Origin of the sequence: Legionella yabuuchiae, assembly GCF_900640115.1 — a bacterium.
Classification (GTDB): Bacteria; Pseudomonadota; Gammaproteobacteria; order Legionellales; family Legionellaceae; genus Legionella_A; species Legionella_A yabuuchiae.
In genome coordinates, this window is sequence record NZ_CAAAIW010000026.1 from 29,896 (window position 1) to 44,544 (window position 14,649).

Here is a 14,649-nt window from a genome sequence, read left to right on the forward strand (position 1 = left end):
TTTGCCCTACGAAATGGCGGTAGAATTCGTTATAATGATTGTTATACGAATCATATCCCGTCTTTTACGGGATCCATTCCTAACAATTCAGTTTGCTGTAGGCCTCTTGCTTATGTCAAACTTACCCTAACAATCGCACAATGGAGAACATATGGCCCGCGGGATTAATAAAGTTATCTTAGTTGGAAATGTAGGCACTGACCCCGAAGTTCGTTATATGCCGAATGGCAATGCGGTCACTACCCTGTCCGTTGCTACCAGCGAAACCTGGAAAGATAAGCAAACAGGAGAGAAACAAGAACGCACAGAATGGCATCGAGTAGTTTGTTTTAACCGCCTTGGTGAAATTGCCGGCGAGTACATACGCAAAGGATCGAAGCTTTATGTCGAAGGCAGCCTTCGCACACGCAAGTGGCAAGACCAACAAGGTCAAGATCGTTATACAACAGAAATTGTTGCCTCAGATATCCAAATGCTAGACTCAAAAGGTCCATCAAATGCCTATAGTGAGCCAAGCATGGAGCAAGGATACCCAACCAGCTCACAAAAGCCAGCACAACCTGTTGCCGAACCGGACGCATTCCAGGATTTGGATGATGATGTTCCGTTTTAATTCCTACCATAGAACATATTGTTAATAAATTTAATTAAGCCCTTAGGCCGTGTTTACAGTTCATCACCACCAACTACGTGCCGAGATACCGGATCAAGTCCGGCACATACTTTCTTGTTCGCGGCATCCAGGAGACCTCTATCACAACCAATTTATTTATAGAGGTCGTAACCCTTAATTCAGGATTGGCATTAAGCGTTGATCGTGGATTTCAGGGCATAGGCCTGACATCCGGGTGGAGGGATTATCGAATTCCTAGTTGTGAGCAGCCATGTTACATACTAGTGCATAAGTAACTTTCCAGGACCTCATACTGAACGCGTCTTCTGAGACGCTCAGGATGACACCTGGGAAGTTAAAAAAAAACCTATTTGATTAAATTGAACACCCAGCCATCGCCAGAATATCAGAGGGAAAAAAAGCCAGGCGTAAACCTGGCTTAGGTAGATCAAGATAGAAGTTATTCCGTCTCTTCGCTAAAATCAGTTGGACGGTCGACCAATTCTACAACGGCCATCGGCGCATTATCACCGGTTCGGAATCCGCATTTTAGAATTCGGATGTAACCGCCTGGGCGCTCTTTGTAGCGTGGGCCTAATTGTGTGAATAATTTGCCAACAGCACTCTTACTGCGCAATTGATCAAACGCTTGACGACGTGCAGTAACTGAATCTTCCTTACTGATAGTAATTAAAGGCTCAATTACGCGACGTAGCTCTTTAGCTTTCGGCAATGTGGTTTTAATCAATTCATGCTCAATGAGTGAATTACACATGTTTGAGAACATTGCTTTTCTATGGCTACTTGTGCGGCTAAGATTGCGGCCGATGTTACGATGACGCATAACTAAAACTCCTAATATTATTCGCCTAGATTCTCTGGCGGCCAATTCTCAAGTTTCATTCCCAATGATAAGGAGCGAGAAGCAAGCACGTCCTTAATTTCAGTTAGAGACTTCTTACCGAGATTTGGGGTTTTCAACAATTCATTTTCAGTCTTTTGAACCAGATCACCAATATAATTGATATTCTCAGCTTTTAAGCAGTTTGCTGATCGAACGGTTAACTCAAGGTCGTCTACCGGTCTTAGGAGAATAGGATCAAACTCTTGGCTTTCTTTCTGATCATGACGCGATTCTTCAAACTTCATATCTACAAAGCTATGCAACTGTCGCTGTAGAATATTTGCAGAAATTCGAATAGCTTCTTCAGGATCAATCGTTCCATTGGTTTGCAAATCGATGGTCAATTTATCTAAGTCAGTACGATTTTCAACCCGTGCATTATCGACAAAATAGGCCACTTTCTTAACCGGTGAAAAAGTACTGTCAATTTTCAACTTACCTACCGACTTCTCTTGCATCTCTTCTTCAAGAAAACGCATGAACGTTTCAGTTGATCGAAATCCAATGCCTTTTTCAACTTTAAGGGTCATCTCCAGCGAACCATTCTCATTGAGGTTGGCGATCACAAACTCTGGATTTAAAATTTCTGTACCATGAGTAAGTTCAATATCTCCAGCTGTAACTTGACATGGTCCTTTTTTACTTAACTTTAAGGTTGCTTCATTACCCACAGAAAGTTTAATGGCAACTTCTTTTAAATTTAATAAAATATTGACCACATCCTCCTGCACCCCTTCAATGGTGCTGTACTCATGTAACACACCGTCAATACTAGCCTCAGTAATAGCGCTGCCTGGCATTGACGACATTAAAATACGTCGCAATGCATTTCCAAGCGTGTGACCGAAGCCCCGCTCCAATGGCTCAAGAACAATACGGCTGTGATTAGGGGTTTCCGATTGAACTTTCAGAACCTTAGGTGTCAGCATTTCATTAATATCAGTATACATTCGGCTATATCTCCGATTTTACTTTGAGTAAAGTTCGACCACCAGGTTAACATTAAAATCAGGTGGAAGATCTTCCAGGGTTGGTGTTGTACTAAATGTACCTTTATACGATGGCAAATCGACATTTAGCCAATCACATGAAGCACGTTGTTCAGACAAGGCAACAGCCGCTTTAATACGACCTTGTTCACGCGCTTTTTGTCGCACTGACACAACGTCACCAGGTTTAACTAAAAAGGATGGTATATTCACCACTTGATCGTTTACCAGGATTGCTTTATGAGCCACCAATTGGCGTGCTTCATTTCGTGTACTGGCGAACCCCATGCGATAAACTACGTTATCCAAACGACGCTCCAGTAATGCCATTAAGTTTTCACCAGTAGCACCTTTTTGTCGAGCTGCATGTTTATAGTAATTGCGAAATTGCTTCTCTAGAACCCCGTATAAACGTCGGATCTTTTGCTTTTCTCGCAATTGCAAGCCATAGTCACTTAAGCGTGGGCGCTTATCCCCATGCTGACCCGGCAATTTTTCGGATTTGCACTTGGACTTATGATCCCGTACACCACTTTTTAATAATAAATCGGTCCCTTCTCTACGTGATAATTTACACTTTGGACCAAGATATCTAGCCATTGAATACTCCTGATTCTTATACGCGACGCTTCTTTGGTGGCTTACAACCGTTATGTGGTATGCCGGTAACGTCAGTTATTTCTACAATCTTAAAGTCTTGAGAGATCAGTTCACGAATCGTTGATTCACGACCAGGTCCAGGACCATGAACGAATACAGCTACAGATTTCATGCCATAATCTTTAGCCACAGCAGCGGCTTTTTCTGTGGCAACCTGTGCTGCATACGGTGTGCTCTTACGAGAACCTCTGAAGCCAGAGCCACCTGATGTCGCCCAGCATAACGCATTGCCTTGGCGATCAGTAAATGTGATTATCGTGTTATTGAAAGAAGCGTGCACATGTACAATTCCATCAGAGACTTGACGCTTTACCTTCTTACGTGTCTTTTGTTGTTTTGACTTAGTTGTTGCCATCTTAAAATCCTAAGTGATATTAAACTGCGCCTTTACGTCGGCCCTTTCGAGTTCTTGCATTCGTTTTAGTTCTCTGCCCACGAACTGGAAGCCCTCTTCTATGTCTAAGACCACGGTAGCAGCCTAAATCCATCAGTCGCTTAATATTCATGCTTACTACGCGGCGCAAATCACCTTCAACGGTAATTTTTGCAATTTGTGAGCGAATGCTATCAAGCTCTGAATCGGTTAATTCAGTAACTTTTTTGGTTGTCTCAATACCTGCATTTTCGCAAATAGTCTTGGACGTTTGTTTTCCAATACCGTAGATGTAGGTCAATGCGATGACCACATGTTTGTTATCCGGTATATTAACTCCTGCAATACGAGCCATTAATTTGTTCTCCGATCTTTACTTGCTCTGCCGAAAGGGACAGAAGAATACTAGTTTCAGTGATTAAAATCAAGAGGGTTACCCTTGCTTTTGCTTGTGCCGTGCATCTTTACAGATCACACGAACAGTACCACCACGTTTAATAATCTTGCAATTGCGGCAAATTCGTTTAACTGACGCTCTAACTTTCATCATTTACTCCAAAATAAATCATAACAGACCAGGCAGTTTTGTTCCTTTAAAATTTGCCTTCTTCATCAACGAGTCATATTGCTGTGTCATTAAATGAGCCTGGACTTGAGCCACAAAATCCATAATTACAACAACAATAATCAATAGTGATGTTCCGCCAAAATAAAATGGAACGTGCCATGTATACATCATAATTTGAGGTAACAAACAAACCAGAACCAAATAAATTGCTCCGACCAGCGTTAACCTTGTCATTACAGAATCAATGTATCGTGTGGTTTGTTCGCCAGGTCTAATTCCGGGAATATAAGCTCCAGACTTTTTAAGGTTATCCGCAGTGTCCTTTGGATTAAATACTAGAGCTGTATAGAAAAATGCAAAGAACAATATTGCTCCTGCATACACAATTAAATACAACGGTTGACCTGGTGATAGAGCCATTCCAATATCAGACAACCAATCCATGCCTTTACCACGAGCAAAAAATTGCGCTAAGGTGGCCGGCAACAGAATGATGCTGGATGCAAAAATAGGCGGTATCACTCCAGCCATATTAATCTTTAACGGCAAGTGGCTGGTCTGAGCTGCATAGACTTTTCTACCTTGAGTTCTTTGAGCATAATTTACTCGGATTCGACGCTGTCCGCGTTCGACAAACACAACGAATCCAGTCACAAGAACCACAATTACTGCGATTAAAAGCAATGTTAAGGCCTGCATTTGTCCTTCTTTAACTTGCTGCAGCACAGAAGCAATCGCGCCCGGCATACTTGAAACAATTCCTGAGAAGATGATTAGAGAAATTCCATTCCCGATCCCTTTCTCAGTAATTTGCTCACCGAGCCACATCAAAAACATGGTTCCAGTCACCAGTGTCACAACGGCAGTGAAATAAAAGGCAAGATCAGGTTGCAGGGCAATCTGCTGCCCAGCTAGCCATCGCGCCATTCCAAGTGATTGAAATATTGCCAAGAGCATCGTCAAATAACGTGTGTATTGATTTATTTTCCGTCTACCCGACTCGCCCTCTTTCTTCAGCTGTTCAAGCGTTGGCACGACCACCGTAAACAACTGTATCATAATTGAAGCAGAAATATAGGGCATTATCCCAATCGCGAATACCGTCACTCGTGATAACGCACCACCAGAAAACATGTTAAATAAACCAAAAATAGTGTTTTGCTGTTCGCTAAAAAAATTTGCTAATTTATTTGGATCAAGTCCAGGAACTGGAATATGGGCACCCAGTCTATAAACTAAAATCGCTAGCGCGACAAACATCAATCTTGATTTAAGTTCAGCTAATCCTCCTAATGAAGGGCCAATTCCTTGCTTCTGGTTTCTCATGTTCACTCTTCTATGCTTCCACCTAGGTCTTCGATCACTTTACGAGCACCTTTCGTTACTCTTAAACCTTTCAGTGTAACAGCGTTCTTCAATTCGCCAGACAAGATTACTTTAACGTCCAAAACGGACTTGTTGATTAACCCTGCTTCTTTCAGCGAAGCCAAATCGATAGTCTTTGCTTGTACTTTTTCAAGCTCAGATAACGTAATTTCATCAATAGTTTTGCCAACGCGAGAGCTAAAGCCCATCTTAGGCAATCGACGCTGAATGGGCATCTGACCACCTTCGAAATTAATCTTATGATAACCACCCGCACGAGCTTTTTGCCCTTTATGACCTCGACCACTGGTTTTACCTAACCCAGAGCCAATTCCGCGACCTACGCGCTTTTTGCTAGATTTAGCTCCTGGCGTTGGAGATATGGTATTCAAATTCACTTTGCATTCTCCTCAACTTTAACCAAATAATCAATTCTGTTAATCATACCGCGTATACACGCATTATCTGGTTGAATCACTGTACTATTAACCTTTCTCAAACCCAATTGCTTAGCAATTTCAATGTGACTAGGTACGCGTCCGATCAGACTTTTGATTAAGGTAATTTTAATTTTATTATTCATAATTAGCCTGCCATAACTTCTTGTACTGACTTACCGCGCTTGGCAGCCACGTAATCAGGAGTTCCTATATGCTTCAGTGCGCTAATAGTCGCACGTACAATATTGCTTGGGTTTGTAGAGCCGATGCTCTTCGCTAAAATATTCTGTACACCGAGAACTTCTAATACAGCCCTCATTGCACCACCGGCAATAATTCCAGTACCCTCGCTTGCAGGCTTCATAAATACCTTCGATGCACCATAACTCTGAGTAATCTCATGATGAATGGTGTTTCCAGCGAGTGGGATATAAACCATATTCTTTTTAGCTTGGTCCATCGCCTTTTGAATGGCAATAGGAACTTCACGTGCTTTTCCTCGGCCAAATCCAACCTTTCCTTTCCCATCGCCAACAACAACCAGAACAGCAAAGCCAAAAACTCGTCCACCTTTCACAACTTTTGCAGTTCGCGTTACCGATACGAGCTTTTCCTGGTAACCGTCTGTCTTTTGTATTTCTTCATTTGCCATAATAAATCCTTAAAATTCTAAGCCAGCTTCACGAGCGGCTTCTGCCAAAGCTTTTACGCGGCCATGGTATTTATAACCAGAACGATCAAAGGCAACATACTCAATCTTGTTTTGCTTTGCTCGTTGTGCCAGTAACTTGCCAACCTGGGCTGCTTGCTCAGACTTATTACCTGACAGTGTTGTACGCAATTCTTTGTCTAATGTTGATGACGCCGCAACAACTTTATCGCCCTCTGGCGTACGCTCAACAATTTGTGAGTAAATATGTGATGCGCTTCTATATACCACTAATCTTAAACGACTGGAGTTACGTATATTGTACTTTGTTTTAAGACCGCGGCGTTTTCTGGCAGTGTGCTTATTCATGTCTTCTACCTTATTTCTTCTTCGCTTCTTTGCGAACAATGGTTTCACCTGCGTACTTAACCCCTTTACCCTTATAAGGCTCTGGTGGTCGTAAGCTTCGTATTTCCGAAGCAACTTGACCTAGCAGTTGCTTGTCTATACCTTTCAAAACAACGGTTGTGTTCGTTGGAGTTTCAACGGTTACACCTTCGGGCAACGTATACTCGATAGGATGCGAATATCCCAAAGAGAGTGATATTGAGCTTCCCTTTGCCTGGGCACGGTAACCTACGCCAACCAACTCTAGAACTCGTTCAAACCCATCGGTTACACCCTTAACCATATTGCTGATCAAGGCGCGTGCTGTTCCTGCCTGAGCCCATGCATTGGGATCATTCGATGCTGGCTTTAAGGTAACTAGGTTACTCTCTTTCTCTTTGGTTACTTTTACTAACCGATTGCAATGCTGTGTTAACGTTCCCTTAGGCCCTTTTACAGTTATGCTATCTTTACCGACAGTAAGTTCTACGTTGGAAGGCAGCTCAATAGGGGCTTTTGCTACTCTAGACATATTGTTCCTCGCTTGTATTACGCCACTTCACAAAGAAGCTCACCACCAACCCCGTTTGTTTTAGCTGCTATATGAGTCATAACGCCTTTCGAGGTCGATAAAATAGCTATACCAAATCCAGGCACTGCGGATAAGTCCTTGGTCGATTTGTACACGCGCAACCCAGGGCGACTAATTCTCTTAATACGCTCAATAACTGGTGCACCTTTATAATATTTCAAAGTCAACGTGATAGATTTCTGGTTGTTGTCTAACGGTTCGACTGTGTAATCTGCGATATAACCTTCATCTTTTAATACCTTTGCGATCTCTTCTTTTAAATTAGAAGATATCATGGTAACACTTTGGTGCTTAGCTTGCTGGCCGTTTCTAATTCGGGTCAGCATATCAGCAACAGGATCGTGCATGCTCACAATTGTTCTCCACTAAAATAGTTATTACCAGCTTGATTTTCTTCCGCCAGTGACGTTTCCGCTCATTAACTGCTCGCGCAGGCAAATACGACACAAACCAAATTTACGGTATACGGCGTGCGGTCGACCACACTGCTGACATCGTTTTGTATATCGAGCTGGATTAGAATTAACAGGCAATTTTGCTAACTTTTCCTGCGCTTCCATTATGTCATCAATATTCGTTGATGATTTGATTACTTTTTTTAACTCAGCACGTCGACTACGATATTTATCAACCAATTCTTTTTTTCTAAGTTCGCGTGCAATAATTGATTTTTTGGCCACAGTTATACCCTTCTTATTTTCTATCTTTATCTCTTAAAGGCAGATTGAAGGCTGTTAAAAGCGCTCTACCTTCTTCATTTGTTTTAGCACTGGTTGTAATGCAAATATCAAGCCCGCGAATCGTATCGATTTTATCAAAATCAATTTCAGGAAAAACGATTTGCTCTTGAATGCCCATGCTATAGTTACCAGTACCGTCAAAAGATTTAGGATTTAATCCTCTGAAGTCGCGAACCCGTGGCAGTGTAACGGTAATTAACCGATCAAGAAACTCATACATTCGGTTTTGTCTCAGCGTGACTTTGCATCCCACTGGCCAGCCTTCGCGAATTTTAAAACCTGCAATTGACTTTTTTGCATTGGTAACAATCGGTTTCTGTCCAGAAATCTTTTGAAGATCTTCCACTGCAAAATTCATCACTTTCTTGTCACCAACCGCTTCGCCAACCCCCATATTTAGGGTTATTTTTTCGATCTTTGGCACTTGCATGATACTTTTGTAGCCGAATTGCTTCATCAGTTTATCGACCACTTCTGTTTTATAAAATTCTTTAAGTCTAGCCATTTCCATCACCTAATTATGCAAGGTCAACTAATTCGTCATTTGACTTGAAATATCGTACCTTGTGCTTATTGCCATCTTTCTCGATAAATTTAAAGCCAACACGATCGGCTTTCTTGGTAACTGGATTGTATAGTGAAACATTAGAAACATGTATGGGTGCTTCTTTACTAACTATTCCACCACGCTGATCCAATTGTGGGTTGGGTTTAACGTGCTTTTTAATAAGATTCGCGCCCTCAACCACAACTTTCTCTCCAACTACTCGGAGTACTTTGCCGACATGATGTTTGCTTTTTCCCGTGTTTACTAAGACGGTATCGCCTGTTTTAATGCGCTTCATAACATCATCCTTCTCATAATACTTCTGCGGCTAACGAGATGATTTTCATGAATCGCTCTCGAAGCTCGCGTGTAACTGGGCCAAATATACGGGTACCAATCGGCTCGTATTGGTTATTGAGCAGAACCGCGGCATTACCGTCAAATCGGATTAACGAACCATCATCTCGTCTCACGCCTTGACTTGTTCGTACGACAACAGCATTCATCACTGCTCCCTTTTTTACCTTGCTGCGCGGTATCGCTTCCTTAATACTAACCTTTATGACGTCTCCAACTCGGGCGTATCGTCTATGTGAGCCCCCGAGTACTTTGATACACATCACTTTGCGCGCGCCGCTGTTATCAGCGACATCGAGCACGGTCTGCATTTGTATCATTCTATTCTCCAGATCTAAATTTGACCAGAAAAAGGCTGCTGATTATATCAGGCCTCTTGGATTTTTTAAAGTAAATTGAATCGTGAATTTAGGAAATTACTTCAACTAATTCCCAAGTTTTCGTTTTTGAAAGTGGTCGGGTCTCACGAATCTTAACGGTATCTCCAATTTTAGAAACTTGATTTTCATCATGCGCGTGCATTTTAGTTGTACGCTTAATCATTTTTCCATATTTCGGATGCTTCACGGTTCTTTCAACCAACACCACAATCGTTTTTTGCATTTTGTCGCTAACGACTCTACCAATTGCAGTTCTGGCGGTTGTTTCACGATCAGACATTACACACCTGCCTTTTCAGTCATTATGGTTTTAACACGAGCTATCGACTTACGAGCAGCAGTGATAAGATGAGTCTTATCAAGCGAGCCACTGGCTTTTTTTAATCGCAAATTGAATTGCTCTTTCCTGAGATCAAGCAATTCCTGCTTAAGCTCTTCCATATTTAATTGTCTTAATTCACTGTTATCTTTCATCACATCACCTTTCGCTCTTCGAAGGTTACTTTAAATGGGAGCTTAGCTTTAGCTAGGTTAAACGCTTCCATTGCTAGTTCTTTACTAACCCCTTCCATCTCGAAAAGTACTTTTCCTGGCTGAATTTGTGCAACCCAATATTCAACATTACCTTTACCTTTACCTTGTCTAACTTCGAGAGGTTTTTGAGTAATAGGTTTATCTGGAAACACTCGTATCCAAATTTTTCCGCCACGCTTAATATGACGGGTCATGGCACGTCGTGCGGCTTCGATCTGTCTTGCTGTTAAGCGACCTCGCTCAACCGCTTTTAAACCAAATTCCCCGAAACTAACTTTACTGCCTCGTTGAGCCAGTCCACGGTTTCGGCCTTTCATTTGCTTTCGGTATTTTGTTCGTTTCGGCTGTAACATAATTGTAAATCCTCACTCACTGACTGCTGTTGAGTTACGGGTCTTTTGAGGAACACTTTCACCTTTAAAGATCCAAACTTTCACACCAATGATTCCGTACGTTGTTTTAGATTCAGCAGTGCCGTAGTCAATATCTGCTCTAAACGTGTGCAAAGGGACTCTACCTTCGCGATACCATTCGCTGCGCGCAATTTCAGCCCCACCCAAACGACCGCTAACGCAAATCTTAATTCCTTTAGCGCCAGCTTTCATCGCGGATTGTACGGCACGTTTCATCGCTCGACGAAACATCACGCGTTGCTCAAGCTGCTGTGCAATGCCTTCAGCAACTAAGGTTGCATCTAATTCGGGCTTACGTACTTCTTCAATATTTAAATGTACCGGAACCCCGAGTTTCGAAGCTATTTCGTTTCGGAGGGTTTCAATTCCGCCACCTTTCTTGCCGATAATGACACCAGGTCTAGCTGAATGAATTGTAACAACGGCATTATTTGCTGGACGTTCAATTTGAATTCGGCTAACGGCTGCTGACATAAGCTTTTTCTTTAAGTCTTGTCTCAGGTTGATATCCTGGTTCAGTAATTCAGCATAATTCTTGCTAGCAAACCATTTCGAGTTCCAATCTTTTATGATTCCCAGGCGTATACCAATTGGGTTAACTTTTTGTCCCATTATAATTCCTCATCAGATACTTTAATGGTGATATGGCAAGTGCGCTTGCTAATACGGTTTGCTCTACCTTTAGCACGAGCGCGTATTCGCTTCATGGTTGCTGCCTCATCAACGCATATTGTTCCAACTTTAAGTTCATCAATATCAGCACCATTATTATTCTCTGCGTTTGCAATTGCAGATTCCAATAGTTTAAGCATCAACTGAGCGCCTTTCTTTGGAGTAAATCTTAAAACATCACGCGCTTCTGATACATCCATTTTACGGATTAAATCAGCTACAAGCCTGCCTTTTTGTGCAGACAATGGTGCGTTTTTTAATTTTGCTATAACTTCCATCATTGCCCCTTACTTGCCTTTGGCCTTCTTGTCGGCAGCATGGCCTTTAAACGTACGAGTCATGGCAAATTCGCCTAGTTTATGACCCACCATATTGTCGGTTATATAGACCGGTACATGATCTTTACCGTTATGAACGGCTATGGTTAAGTCGATCATTTCAGGTGTAATCGTTGAGCGCCGTGACCAGGTTTTAATTGGTTTTTTTGATTTAGCTTCAACAGCTGCGTCTACTTTGTTGAGCAAATGCTGATCTACAAATGGACCTTTTCTAATAGAACGTGCCACTTTAATATCCTCTTAACATTTATTTTTTCTTACGGCTTCTAACAATAAACCGATTTGTTCGCTTATTACTTCTGGTCTTATAACCCTTCGTTGGAACACCCCATGGTGTGACAGGATGTCGGCCACCAGAGGTTCTGCCTTCACCACCACCATGCGGATGATCGACGGGGTTCATAGCAACACCACGAACCGTTGGACGCTTACCTCTCCATCGATTTGCACCAGCCTTACCTAATGAGCGTAAATTGTGCTCACTATTGCTCACTTCTCCAACTACGGCTCGACATGTCGTCAACACTTTGCGCATTTCGCCTGAGCGAAGTTTTAAAGTGGCATACGCACCTTCTTTAGCGACAATTTGCCCACTGCACCCGGCACTACGTAACATTTGTGCGCCTTTACCTGGCTTTAACTCGACACAGTGAATCGTTGTTCCTACGGGGATGTTCTTAATGGGCAGACAATTACCCGTGTTAATAGGAGAGTCTTGACCGCTGACAATCTTATCACCCGCTTTTAAAGACGCAGGAGCAATAATATAACGTCGCTCGCCATCTTCATAGACGACAAGAGCGATCAATGCGGATCGATTTGGATCGTATTCGATTCGTTCAACTCGCGCTTCAATGCCATCTTTATTACGTTTAAAATCTATCAATCGATACTGATTACGAGAGCCACCACCAATATGACGCACTGTAATGCGGCCTTGGTTATTTCGTCCACCGGTTTTTTTGACCTTTTCGGTTAAACCTGCAAATGGCTTACCTTTATGGATATGATGATGAACAACCCGAATTTCACCACGTTTTCCAGGTGATGTTGGTTTTGATTTTAATAATGCCATCTTTCTCTGCCTTATTATTCCGTCACGGTGAAGTCAATATCATATCCGGGCTGGAGCGATACAAACGCTTTCTTCCAATCACTTCGCTTTCCAGCTAGCTGTCTAAAGCGCTTGCTCTTTCCTTTAACGTTAATAACCGATACGTTTTTAACTTTCACATTAAACATAAATTCAACAGCTTGCTTAATCTCATCCTTACTCGCGTTTTTTAACACTTTAAAGGTAAATTGCTTTAGCCTATCGGCCAGAACTGTCGTTTTTTCAGAGGTATGAGGCTCACGAAGAACCATCATCAGTCTTTCTTGTTTCATTGCAACTGCTCCTCTAATTTCTTGATGGCATCTTCCGTTATCACTACTTTTTCAAATCTTAAAAGATTGAAGGGATCAACGCCTGTAACATCGCAAATATCAAAATCGATTAAGTTACGTGATGCCAAGTATTCTTGTTCACCAACCTCGTCCATAATAATAAGCGCATTTGTCAGCTCTAAATCTTTCATTTTACTAACAAAATCTTTTGTTTTATTGCTAGAGCATTGAAAATCACTGAGAACAACAAGGTTATCATTGCGGTAAAGCTCGGAGATTATACTACGCAATGCGCGTTTGTACATTTTTTTGTTCAATTTTTGTGAGTAATCTCGTTTTTTTGAAGCGAACGTTACACCACCTGTCCGCCACAATGGGCTTCTAATTGTTCCTGCGCGGGCACGCCCTGAACCTTTTTGGTTCCAAGGTTTTCTTCCACCACCCCTTACTTCAGAACGTGTTTTCTGTGCGCTATTGCCTGAACGTGCGTTATTAAGGTAGGTGACAACGGCTTGATGAACTAAACCTTCATTATATTCATAAGAAAATATATCATCACTTACTTTTAACGTAGCGTTTGTGTCTTTAGTCGATAGTTGCATGATTAGCCCCTTTCACTTTTTTTAACGGCAGGCTTAATTTCAACTCTGGCTCCTGGTGCTCCTGGAATTGAACCCTTAATTAAAAGCAAGTTACGCTCGCCATCCACCTTGACCAACTGTAAGCTTTGCACACTACAACGCTTATTACCCATTTGACCTGCCATCTTCTTGCCTTTGAAGACACGGCCCGGTGTTTGGTTTTGTCCGATAGATCCGGGAACTCGATGCGATCTTGAGTTTCCATGTGTAGCGTCTTGTGTTCTAAAATTATGGCGCTTTACGGTCCCTGCAAATCCTTTACCTTTTGTAATTGCAGCCACGTCTATCATTTGGCCATCGCTAAATACATCGTTCACCGACAATGTTTGTCCTGCAGTATACTCTGTTGCATTATCCAATCTAAACTCGCACAACATATCGCCTGCTTCCACTTCGGCTTTAGCGAAGTGTCCAGCCATTGGCTTGCTAACATGGCTTGCTTTTTTGGTACCGCCTGTAAGCTGAACGGCATTATATCCGTCTGTTTCAGCGGTCTTAATTTGTGACACGCGGTTTGGCTTAACCTCAACTACTGAGACTGGAATTGATATTCCTTCTTCAGTAAACACCCGTGTCATACCGATTTTACGGCCTAATAAACCGATGGTCATTGTAACACCTCTTTAATATCCAGAGTCCGTCTATATTAGTCATCTAGGCTTATCTGGACATCTACACCAGCTGCCAGATCAAGTTTCATTAATGCATCAACTGTTTTTTCAGTTGGATTAACAATAACGACCAGTCTCTTATGAGTTCTTAGCTCGTATTGATCCCGAGCATCTTTGTTTACGTGCGGAGAGGTTAACACAGTGAACTTCTCCTTTTTCATCGGCAAAGGGATAGGGCCCTTAATTTGGGCACCGGTTCGCTTAGCCGTCTCCACGATCTCTTTCGTTGACGCATCAATCATTCGATGATCAAATGATTTGAGACGAATTTTAATATTTTGATTTGCACTCATTGTTCTTACTCGATGATTTTAGCGACAACACCCGCACCAACGGTACGACCACCTTCACGGATAGCAAAGCGTAAGCCTTCATCCATAGCAATTGGCGCATGCAGACTAACGGTCATTTGTACGTTATCTCCTGGCAT

Annotated in this window: 30 protein-coding genes; 1 reads left to right on the plus strand and 29 read right to left on the minus strand. The window is 42.2% G+C overall.

Translation table 11 applies throughout. The annotated features are described in order from the left end of the window. Positions 1–151: 151 nt before the first annotated feature. Positions 152–613 (plus strand): single-stranded DNA-binding protein, encoded by a 462-nt coding sequence (gene ssb / locus E1O47_RS09870; RefSeq protein WP_133131094.1) that lies wholly within the window; start codon positions 152–154, stop codon positions 611–613. A 460-nt stretch (positions 614–1,073) separates the two neighbouring features. On the opposite strand, the gene rplQ is transcribed toward ssb, so the two are convergent. From rplQ to E1O47_RS10015, 29 genes are all read right to left on the minus strand, one after another. Then, the gene (gene rplQ / locus E1O47_RS09875; protein WP_133131095.1) at positions 1,074–1,457 is read right to left on the minus strand and encodes a 50S ribosomal protein L17; all 384 of its coding nucleotides are present in this window, start codon (positions 1,455–1,457) and stop codon (positions 1,074–1,076) included. A 17-nt stretch (positions 1,458–1,474) separates the two neighbouring features. Further along, on the minus strand, positions 1,475–2,467 hold the full coding sequence (locus E1O47_RS09880; protein ID WP_133131096.1) for a DNA-directed RNA polymerase subunit alpha: 993 nt from the start codon (positions 2,465–2,467) through the stop codon (positions 1,475–1,477). Positions 2,468–2,485: 18 nt separating this feature from the next. After that, positions 2,486–3,106: a 30S ribosomal protein S4 gene (gene rpsD, locus E1O47_RS09885; RefSeq protein WP_133131097.1), complete on the minus strand. Its 621-nt coding sequence runs from the start codon at positions 3,104–3,106 to the stop codon at positions 2,486–2,488. 16 nt (positions 3,107–3,122) lie between these two features. Continuing rightward, on the minus strand, positions 3,123–3,521 hold the full coding sequence (gene rpsK / locus E1O47_RS09890) for a 30S ribosomal protein S11 (protein WP_133131098.1): 399 nt from the start codon (positions 3,519–3,521) through the stop codon (positions 3,123–3,125). A gap of 19 nt (positions 3,522–3,540) precedes the next feature. Next, on the minus strand, positions 3,541–3,894 hold the full coding sequence (gene rpsM / locus E1O47_RS09895; RefSeq protein ID WP_133131099.1) for a 30S ribosomal protein S13: 354 nt from the start codon (positions 3,892–3,894) through the stop codon (positions 3,541–3,543). 78 nt (positions 3,895–3,972) lie between these two features. Beyond that, the gene (gene rpmJ / locus E1O47_RS09900; protein ID WP_010654813.1) at positions 3,973–4,086 is read right to left on the minus strand and encodes a 50S ribosomal protein L36; all 114 of its coding nucleotides are present in this window, start codon (positions 4,084–4,086) and stop codon (positions 3,973–3,975) included. 18 nt (positions 4,087–4,104) lie between these two features. Next, entirely contained in the window at positions 4,105–5,433 is a 1,329-nt protein-coding gene (secY, locus tag E1O47_RS09905) for a preprotein translocase subunit SecY (protein WP_133131100.1), read from the minus strand. A gap of 2 nt (positions 5,434–5,435) precedes the next feature. Continuing rightward, on the minus strand, positions 5,436–5,870 hold the full coding sequence (gene rplO, locus E1O47_RS09910; protein ID WP_133131101.1) for a 50S ribosomal protein L15: 435 nt from the start codon (positions 5,868–5,870) through the stop codon (positions 5,436–5,438). Further along, entirely contained in the window at positions 5,867–6,055 is a 189-nt protein-coding gene (gene rpmD, locus E1O47_RS09915; protein ID WP_133131102.1) for a 50S ribosomal protein L30, read from the minus strand. The genes rplO and rpmD overlap by 4 nt, the downstream gene beginning before the upstream one ends. 2 nt (positions 6,056–6,057) lie before the next feature. Next, the gene (gene rpsE, locus E1O47_RS09920) at positions 6,058–6,564 is read right to left on the minus strand and encodes a 30S ribosomal protein S5 (RefSeq protein ID WP_131776069.1); all 507 of its coding nucleotides are present in this window, start codon (positions 6,562–6,564) and stop codon (positions 6,058–6,060) included. A 9-nt stretch (positions 6,565–6,573) separates the two neighbouring features. Beyond that, positions 6,574–6,930 (minus strand): 50S ribosomal protein L18, encoded by a 357-nt coding sequence (gene rplR, locus E1O47_RS09925; RefSeq protein WP_133131103.1) that lies wholly within the window; start codon positions 6,928–6,930, stop codon positions 6,574–6,576. A gap of 10 nt (positions 6,931–6,940) precedes the next feature. Further along, a complete protein-coding gene (rplF, locus tag E1O47_RS09930; RefSeq protein WP_133131104.1) occupies positions 6,941–7,480 on the minus strand; it encodes a 50S ribosomal protein L6 in 540 nt (179 codons plus the stop codon). Positions 7,481–7,497: 17 nt separating this feature from the next. Continuing rightward, entirely contained in the window at positions 7,498–7,887 is a 390-nt protein-coding gene (gene rpsH, locus E1O47_RS09935) for a 30S ribosomal protein S8 (protein ID WP_207384318.1), read from the minus strand. Positions 7,888–7,917: 30 nt separating this feature from the next. Next, positions 7,918–8,220: a 30S ribosomal protein S14 gene (rpsN, locus tag E1O47_RS09940; protein WP_133131106.1), complete on the minus strand. Its 303-nt coding sequence runs from the start codon at positions 8,218–8,220 to the stop codon at positions 7,918–7,920. A 13-nt stretch (positions 8,221–8,233) separates the two neighbouring features. Further along, positions 8,234–8,785: a 50S ribosomal protein L5 gene (gene rplE / locus E1O47_RS09945; protein ID WP_133131107.1), complete on the minus strand. Its 552-nt coding sequence runs from the start codon at positions 8,783–8,785 to the stop codon at positions 8,234–8,236. A 13-nt stretch (positions 8,786–8,798) separates the two neighbouring features. Further along, entirely contained in the window at positions 8,799–9,125 is a 327-nt protein-coding gene (gene rplX / locus E1O47_RS09950) for a 50S ribosomal protein L24 (RefSeq protein ID WP_133131108.1), read from the minus strand. A 13-nt stretch (positions 9,126–9,138) separates the two neighbouring features. Then, entirely contained in the window at positions 9,139–9,504 is a 366-nt protein-coding gene (gene rplN / locus E1O47_RS09955) for a 50S ribosomal protein L14 (protein WP_133131109.1), read from the minus strand. An 88-nt stretch (positions 9,505–9,592) separates the two neighbouring features. Continuing rightward, positions 9,593–9,844 carry a 30S ribosomal protein S17 gene (gene rpsQ, locus E1O47_RS09960; protein ID WP_133131110.1) on the minus strand — a complete coding sequence of 84 codons (252 nt, stop codon included), beginning with the start codon at positions 9,842–9,844 and terminating at the stop codon, positions 9,593–9,595. Beyond that, complete coding sequence (gene rpmC, locus E1O47_RS09965) at positions 9,844–10,038, minus strand: 50S ribosomal protein L29 (RefSeq protein ID WP_133131111.1); 195 nt, start codon at positions 10,036–10,038, stop codon at positions 9,844–9,846. The genes rpsQ and rpmC overlap by 1 nt, the downstream gene beginning before the upstream one ends. Next, entirely contained in the window at positions 10,038–10,451 is a 414-nt protein-coding gene (gene rplP / locus E1O47_RS09970) for a 50S ribosomal protein L16 (protein ID WP_133131112.1), read from the minus strand. Before rplP ends, rpmC begins: the two co-directional genes overlap by 1 nt. A gap of 12 nt (positions 10,452–10,463) precedes the next feature. Beyond that, on the minus strand, positions 10,464–11,123 hold the full coding sequence (gene rpsC, locus E1O47_RS09975; protein WP_133131113.1) for a 30S ribosomal protein S3: 660 nt from the start codon (positions 11,121–11,123) through the stop codon (positions 10,464–10,466). Next, the gene (gene rplV, locus E1O47_RS09980) at positions 11,123–11,461 is read right to left on the minus strand and encodes a 50S ribosomal protein L22 (RefSeq protein WP_133131114.1); all 339 of its coding nucleotides are present in this window, start codon (positions 11,459–11,461) and stop codon (positions 11,123–11,125) included. Before rplV ends, rpsC begins: the two co-directional genes overlap by 1 nt. Before the next feature lie 9 nt (positions 11,462–11,470). Next, entirely contained in the window at positions 11,471–11,749 is a 279-nt protein-coding gene (gene rpsS / locus E1O47_RS09985; protein WP_133131115.1) for a 30S ribosomal protein S19, read from the minus strand. Between the two features lie 19 nt (positions 11,750–11,768). Next, positions 11,769–12,596 carry a 50S ribosomal protein L2 gene (rplB, locus tag E1O47_RS09990; protein ID WP_133131116.1) on the minus strand — a complete coding sequence of 276 codons (828 nt, stop codon included), beginning with the start codon at positions 12,594–12,596 and terminating at the stop codon, positions 11,769–11,771. Positions 12,597–12,610: 14 nt separating this feature from the next. Further along, entirely contained in the window at positions 12,611–12,907 is a 297-nt protein-coding gene (rplW, locus tag E1O47_RS09995; RefSeq protein ID WP_133131117.1) for a 50S ribosomal protein L23, read from the minus strand. After that, the gene (gene rplD / locus E1O47_RS10000) at positions 12,904–13,509 is read right to left on the minus strand and encodes a 50S ribosomal protein L4 (protein ID WP_133131118.1); all 606 of its coding nucleotides are present in this window, start codon (positions 13,507–13,509) and stop codon (positions 12,904–12,906) included. Before rplD ends, rplW begins: the two co-directional genes overlap by 4 nt. A gap of 2 nt (positions 13,510–13,511) precedes the next feature. Continuing rightward, positions 13,512–14,159: a 50S ribosomal protein L3 gene (rplC, locus tag E1O47_RS10005; RefSeq protein ID WP_133131119.1), complete on the minus strand. Its 648-nt coding sequence runs from the start codon at positions 14,157–14,159 to the stop codon at positions 13,512–13,514. Between the two features lie 35 nt (positions 14,160–14,194). Further along, the gene (gene rpsJ / locus E1O47_RS10010) at positions 14,195–14,512 is read right to left on the minus strand and encodes a 30S ribosomal protein S10 (RefSeq protein WP_133131120.1); all 318 of its coding nucleotides are present in this window, start codon (positions 14,510–14,512) and stop codon (positions 14,195–14,197) included. A gap of 5 nt (positions 14,513–14,517) precedes the next feature. Continuing rightward, positions 14,518–14,649 (minus strand): EF-Tu C-terminal domain-related protein (locus E1O47_RS10015; RefSeq protein WP_479724353.1); only part of this gene is annotated, 132 nt, incomplete at its 5' end.

Coding starts and splice junctions, on each gene's coding strand:
- ssb (WP_133131094.1), top strand. CDS start 152: ATGGCCCGCGGGATTAATAAAGTTATCTTAGTTGGAAATGTAGGCACT.
- rplQ (WP_133131095.1), bottom strand. CDS start 1,457: ATGCGTCATCGTAACATCGGCCGCAATCTTAGCCGCACAAGTAGCCAT.
- E1O47_RS09880 (WP_133131096.1), bottom strand. CDS start 2,467: ATGTATACTGATATTAATGAAATGCTGACACCTAAGGTTCTGAAAGTT.
- rpsD (WP_133131097.1), bottom strand. CDS start 3,106: ATGGCTAGATATCTTGGTCCAAAGTGTAAATTATCACGTAGAGAAGGG.
- rpsK (WP_133131098.1), bottom strand. CDS start 3,521: ATGGCAACAACTAAGTCAAAACAACAAAAGACACGTAAGAAGGTAAAG.
- rpsM (WP_133131099.1), bottom strand. CDS start 3,894: ATGGCTCGTATTGCAGGAGTTAATATACCGGATAACAAACATGTGGTC.
- rpmJ (WP_010654813.1), bottom strand. CDS start 4,086: ATGAAAGTTAGAGCGTCAGTTAAACGAATTTGCCGCAATTGCAAGATT.
- secY (WP_133131100.1), bottom strand. CDS start 5,433: ATGAGAAACCAGAAGCAAGGAATTGGCCCTTCATTAGGAGGATTAGCT.
- rpmD (WP_133131102.1), bottom strand. CDS start 6,055: ATGAATAATAAAATTAAAATTACCTTAATCAAAAGTCTGATCGGACGC.
- rpsE (WP_131776069.1), bottom strand. CDS start 6,564: ATGGCAAATGAAGAAATACAAAAGACAGACGGTTACCAGGAAAAGCTC.
- rplR (WP_133131103.1), bottom strand. CDS start 6,930: ATGAATAAGCACACTGCCAGAAAACGCCGCGGTCTTAAAACAAAGTAC.
- rplF (WP_133131104.1), bottom strand. CDS start 7,480: ATGTCTAGAGTAGCAAAAGCCCCTATTGAGCTGCCTTCCAACGTAGAA.
- rpsH (WP_207384318.1), bottom strand. CDS start 7,887: ATGCACGATCCTGTTGCTGATATGCTGACCCGAATTAGAAACGGCCAG.
- rplE (WP_133131107.1), bottom strand. CDS start 8,785: ATGGCTAGACTTAAAGAATTTTATAAAACAGAAGTGGTCGATAAACTG.
- rplX (WP_133131108.1), bottom strand. CDS start 9,125: ATGAAGCGCATTAAAACAGGCGATACCGTCTTAGTAAACACGGGAAAA.
- rplN (WP_133131109.1), bottom strand. CDS start 9,504: ATGATACAAATGCAGACCGTGCTCGATGTCGCTGATAACAGCGGCGCG.
- rpsQ (WP_133131110.1), bottom strand. CDS start 9,844: ATGTCTGATCGTGAAACAACCGCCAGAACTGCAATTGGTAGAGTCGTT.
- rpmC (WP_133131111.1), bottom strand. CDS start 10,038: ATGAAAGATAACAGTGAATTAAGACAATTAAATATGGAAGAGCTTAAG.
- rplP (WP_133131112.1), bottom strand. CDS start 10,451: ATGTTACAGCCGAAACGAACAAAATACCGAAAGCAAATGAAAGGCCGA.
- rpsC (WP_133131113.1), bottom strand. CDS start 11,123: ATGGGACAAAAAGTTAACCCAATTGGTATACGCCTGGGAATCATAAAA.
- rplV (WP_133131114.1), bottom strand. CDS start 11,461: ATGGAAGTTATAGCAAAATTAAAAAACGCACCATTGTCTGCACAAAAA.
- rplB (WP_133131116.1), bottom strand. CDS start 12,596: ATGGCATTATTAAAATCAAAACCAACATCACCTGGAAAACGTGGTGAA.
- rplW (WP_133131117.1), bottom strand. CDS start 12,907: ATGAAACAAGAAAGACTGATGATGGTTCTTCGTGAGCCTCATACCTCT.
- rplD (WP_133131118.1), bottom strand. CDS start 13,509: ATGCAACTATCGACTAAAGACACAAACGCTACGTTAAAAGTAAGTGAT.
- rplC (WP_133131119.1), bottom strand. CDS start 14,159: ATGACCATCGGTTTATTAGGCCGTAAAATCGGTATGACACGGGTGTTT.
- rpsJ (WP_133131120.1), bottom strand. CDS start 14,512: ATGAGTGCAAATCAAAATATTAAAATTCGTCTCAAATCATTTGATCAT.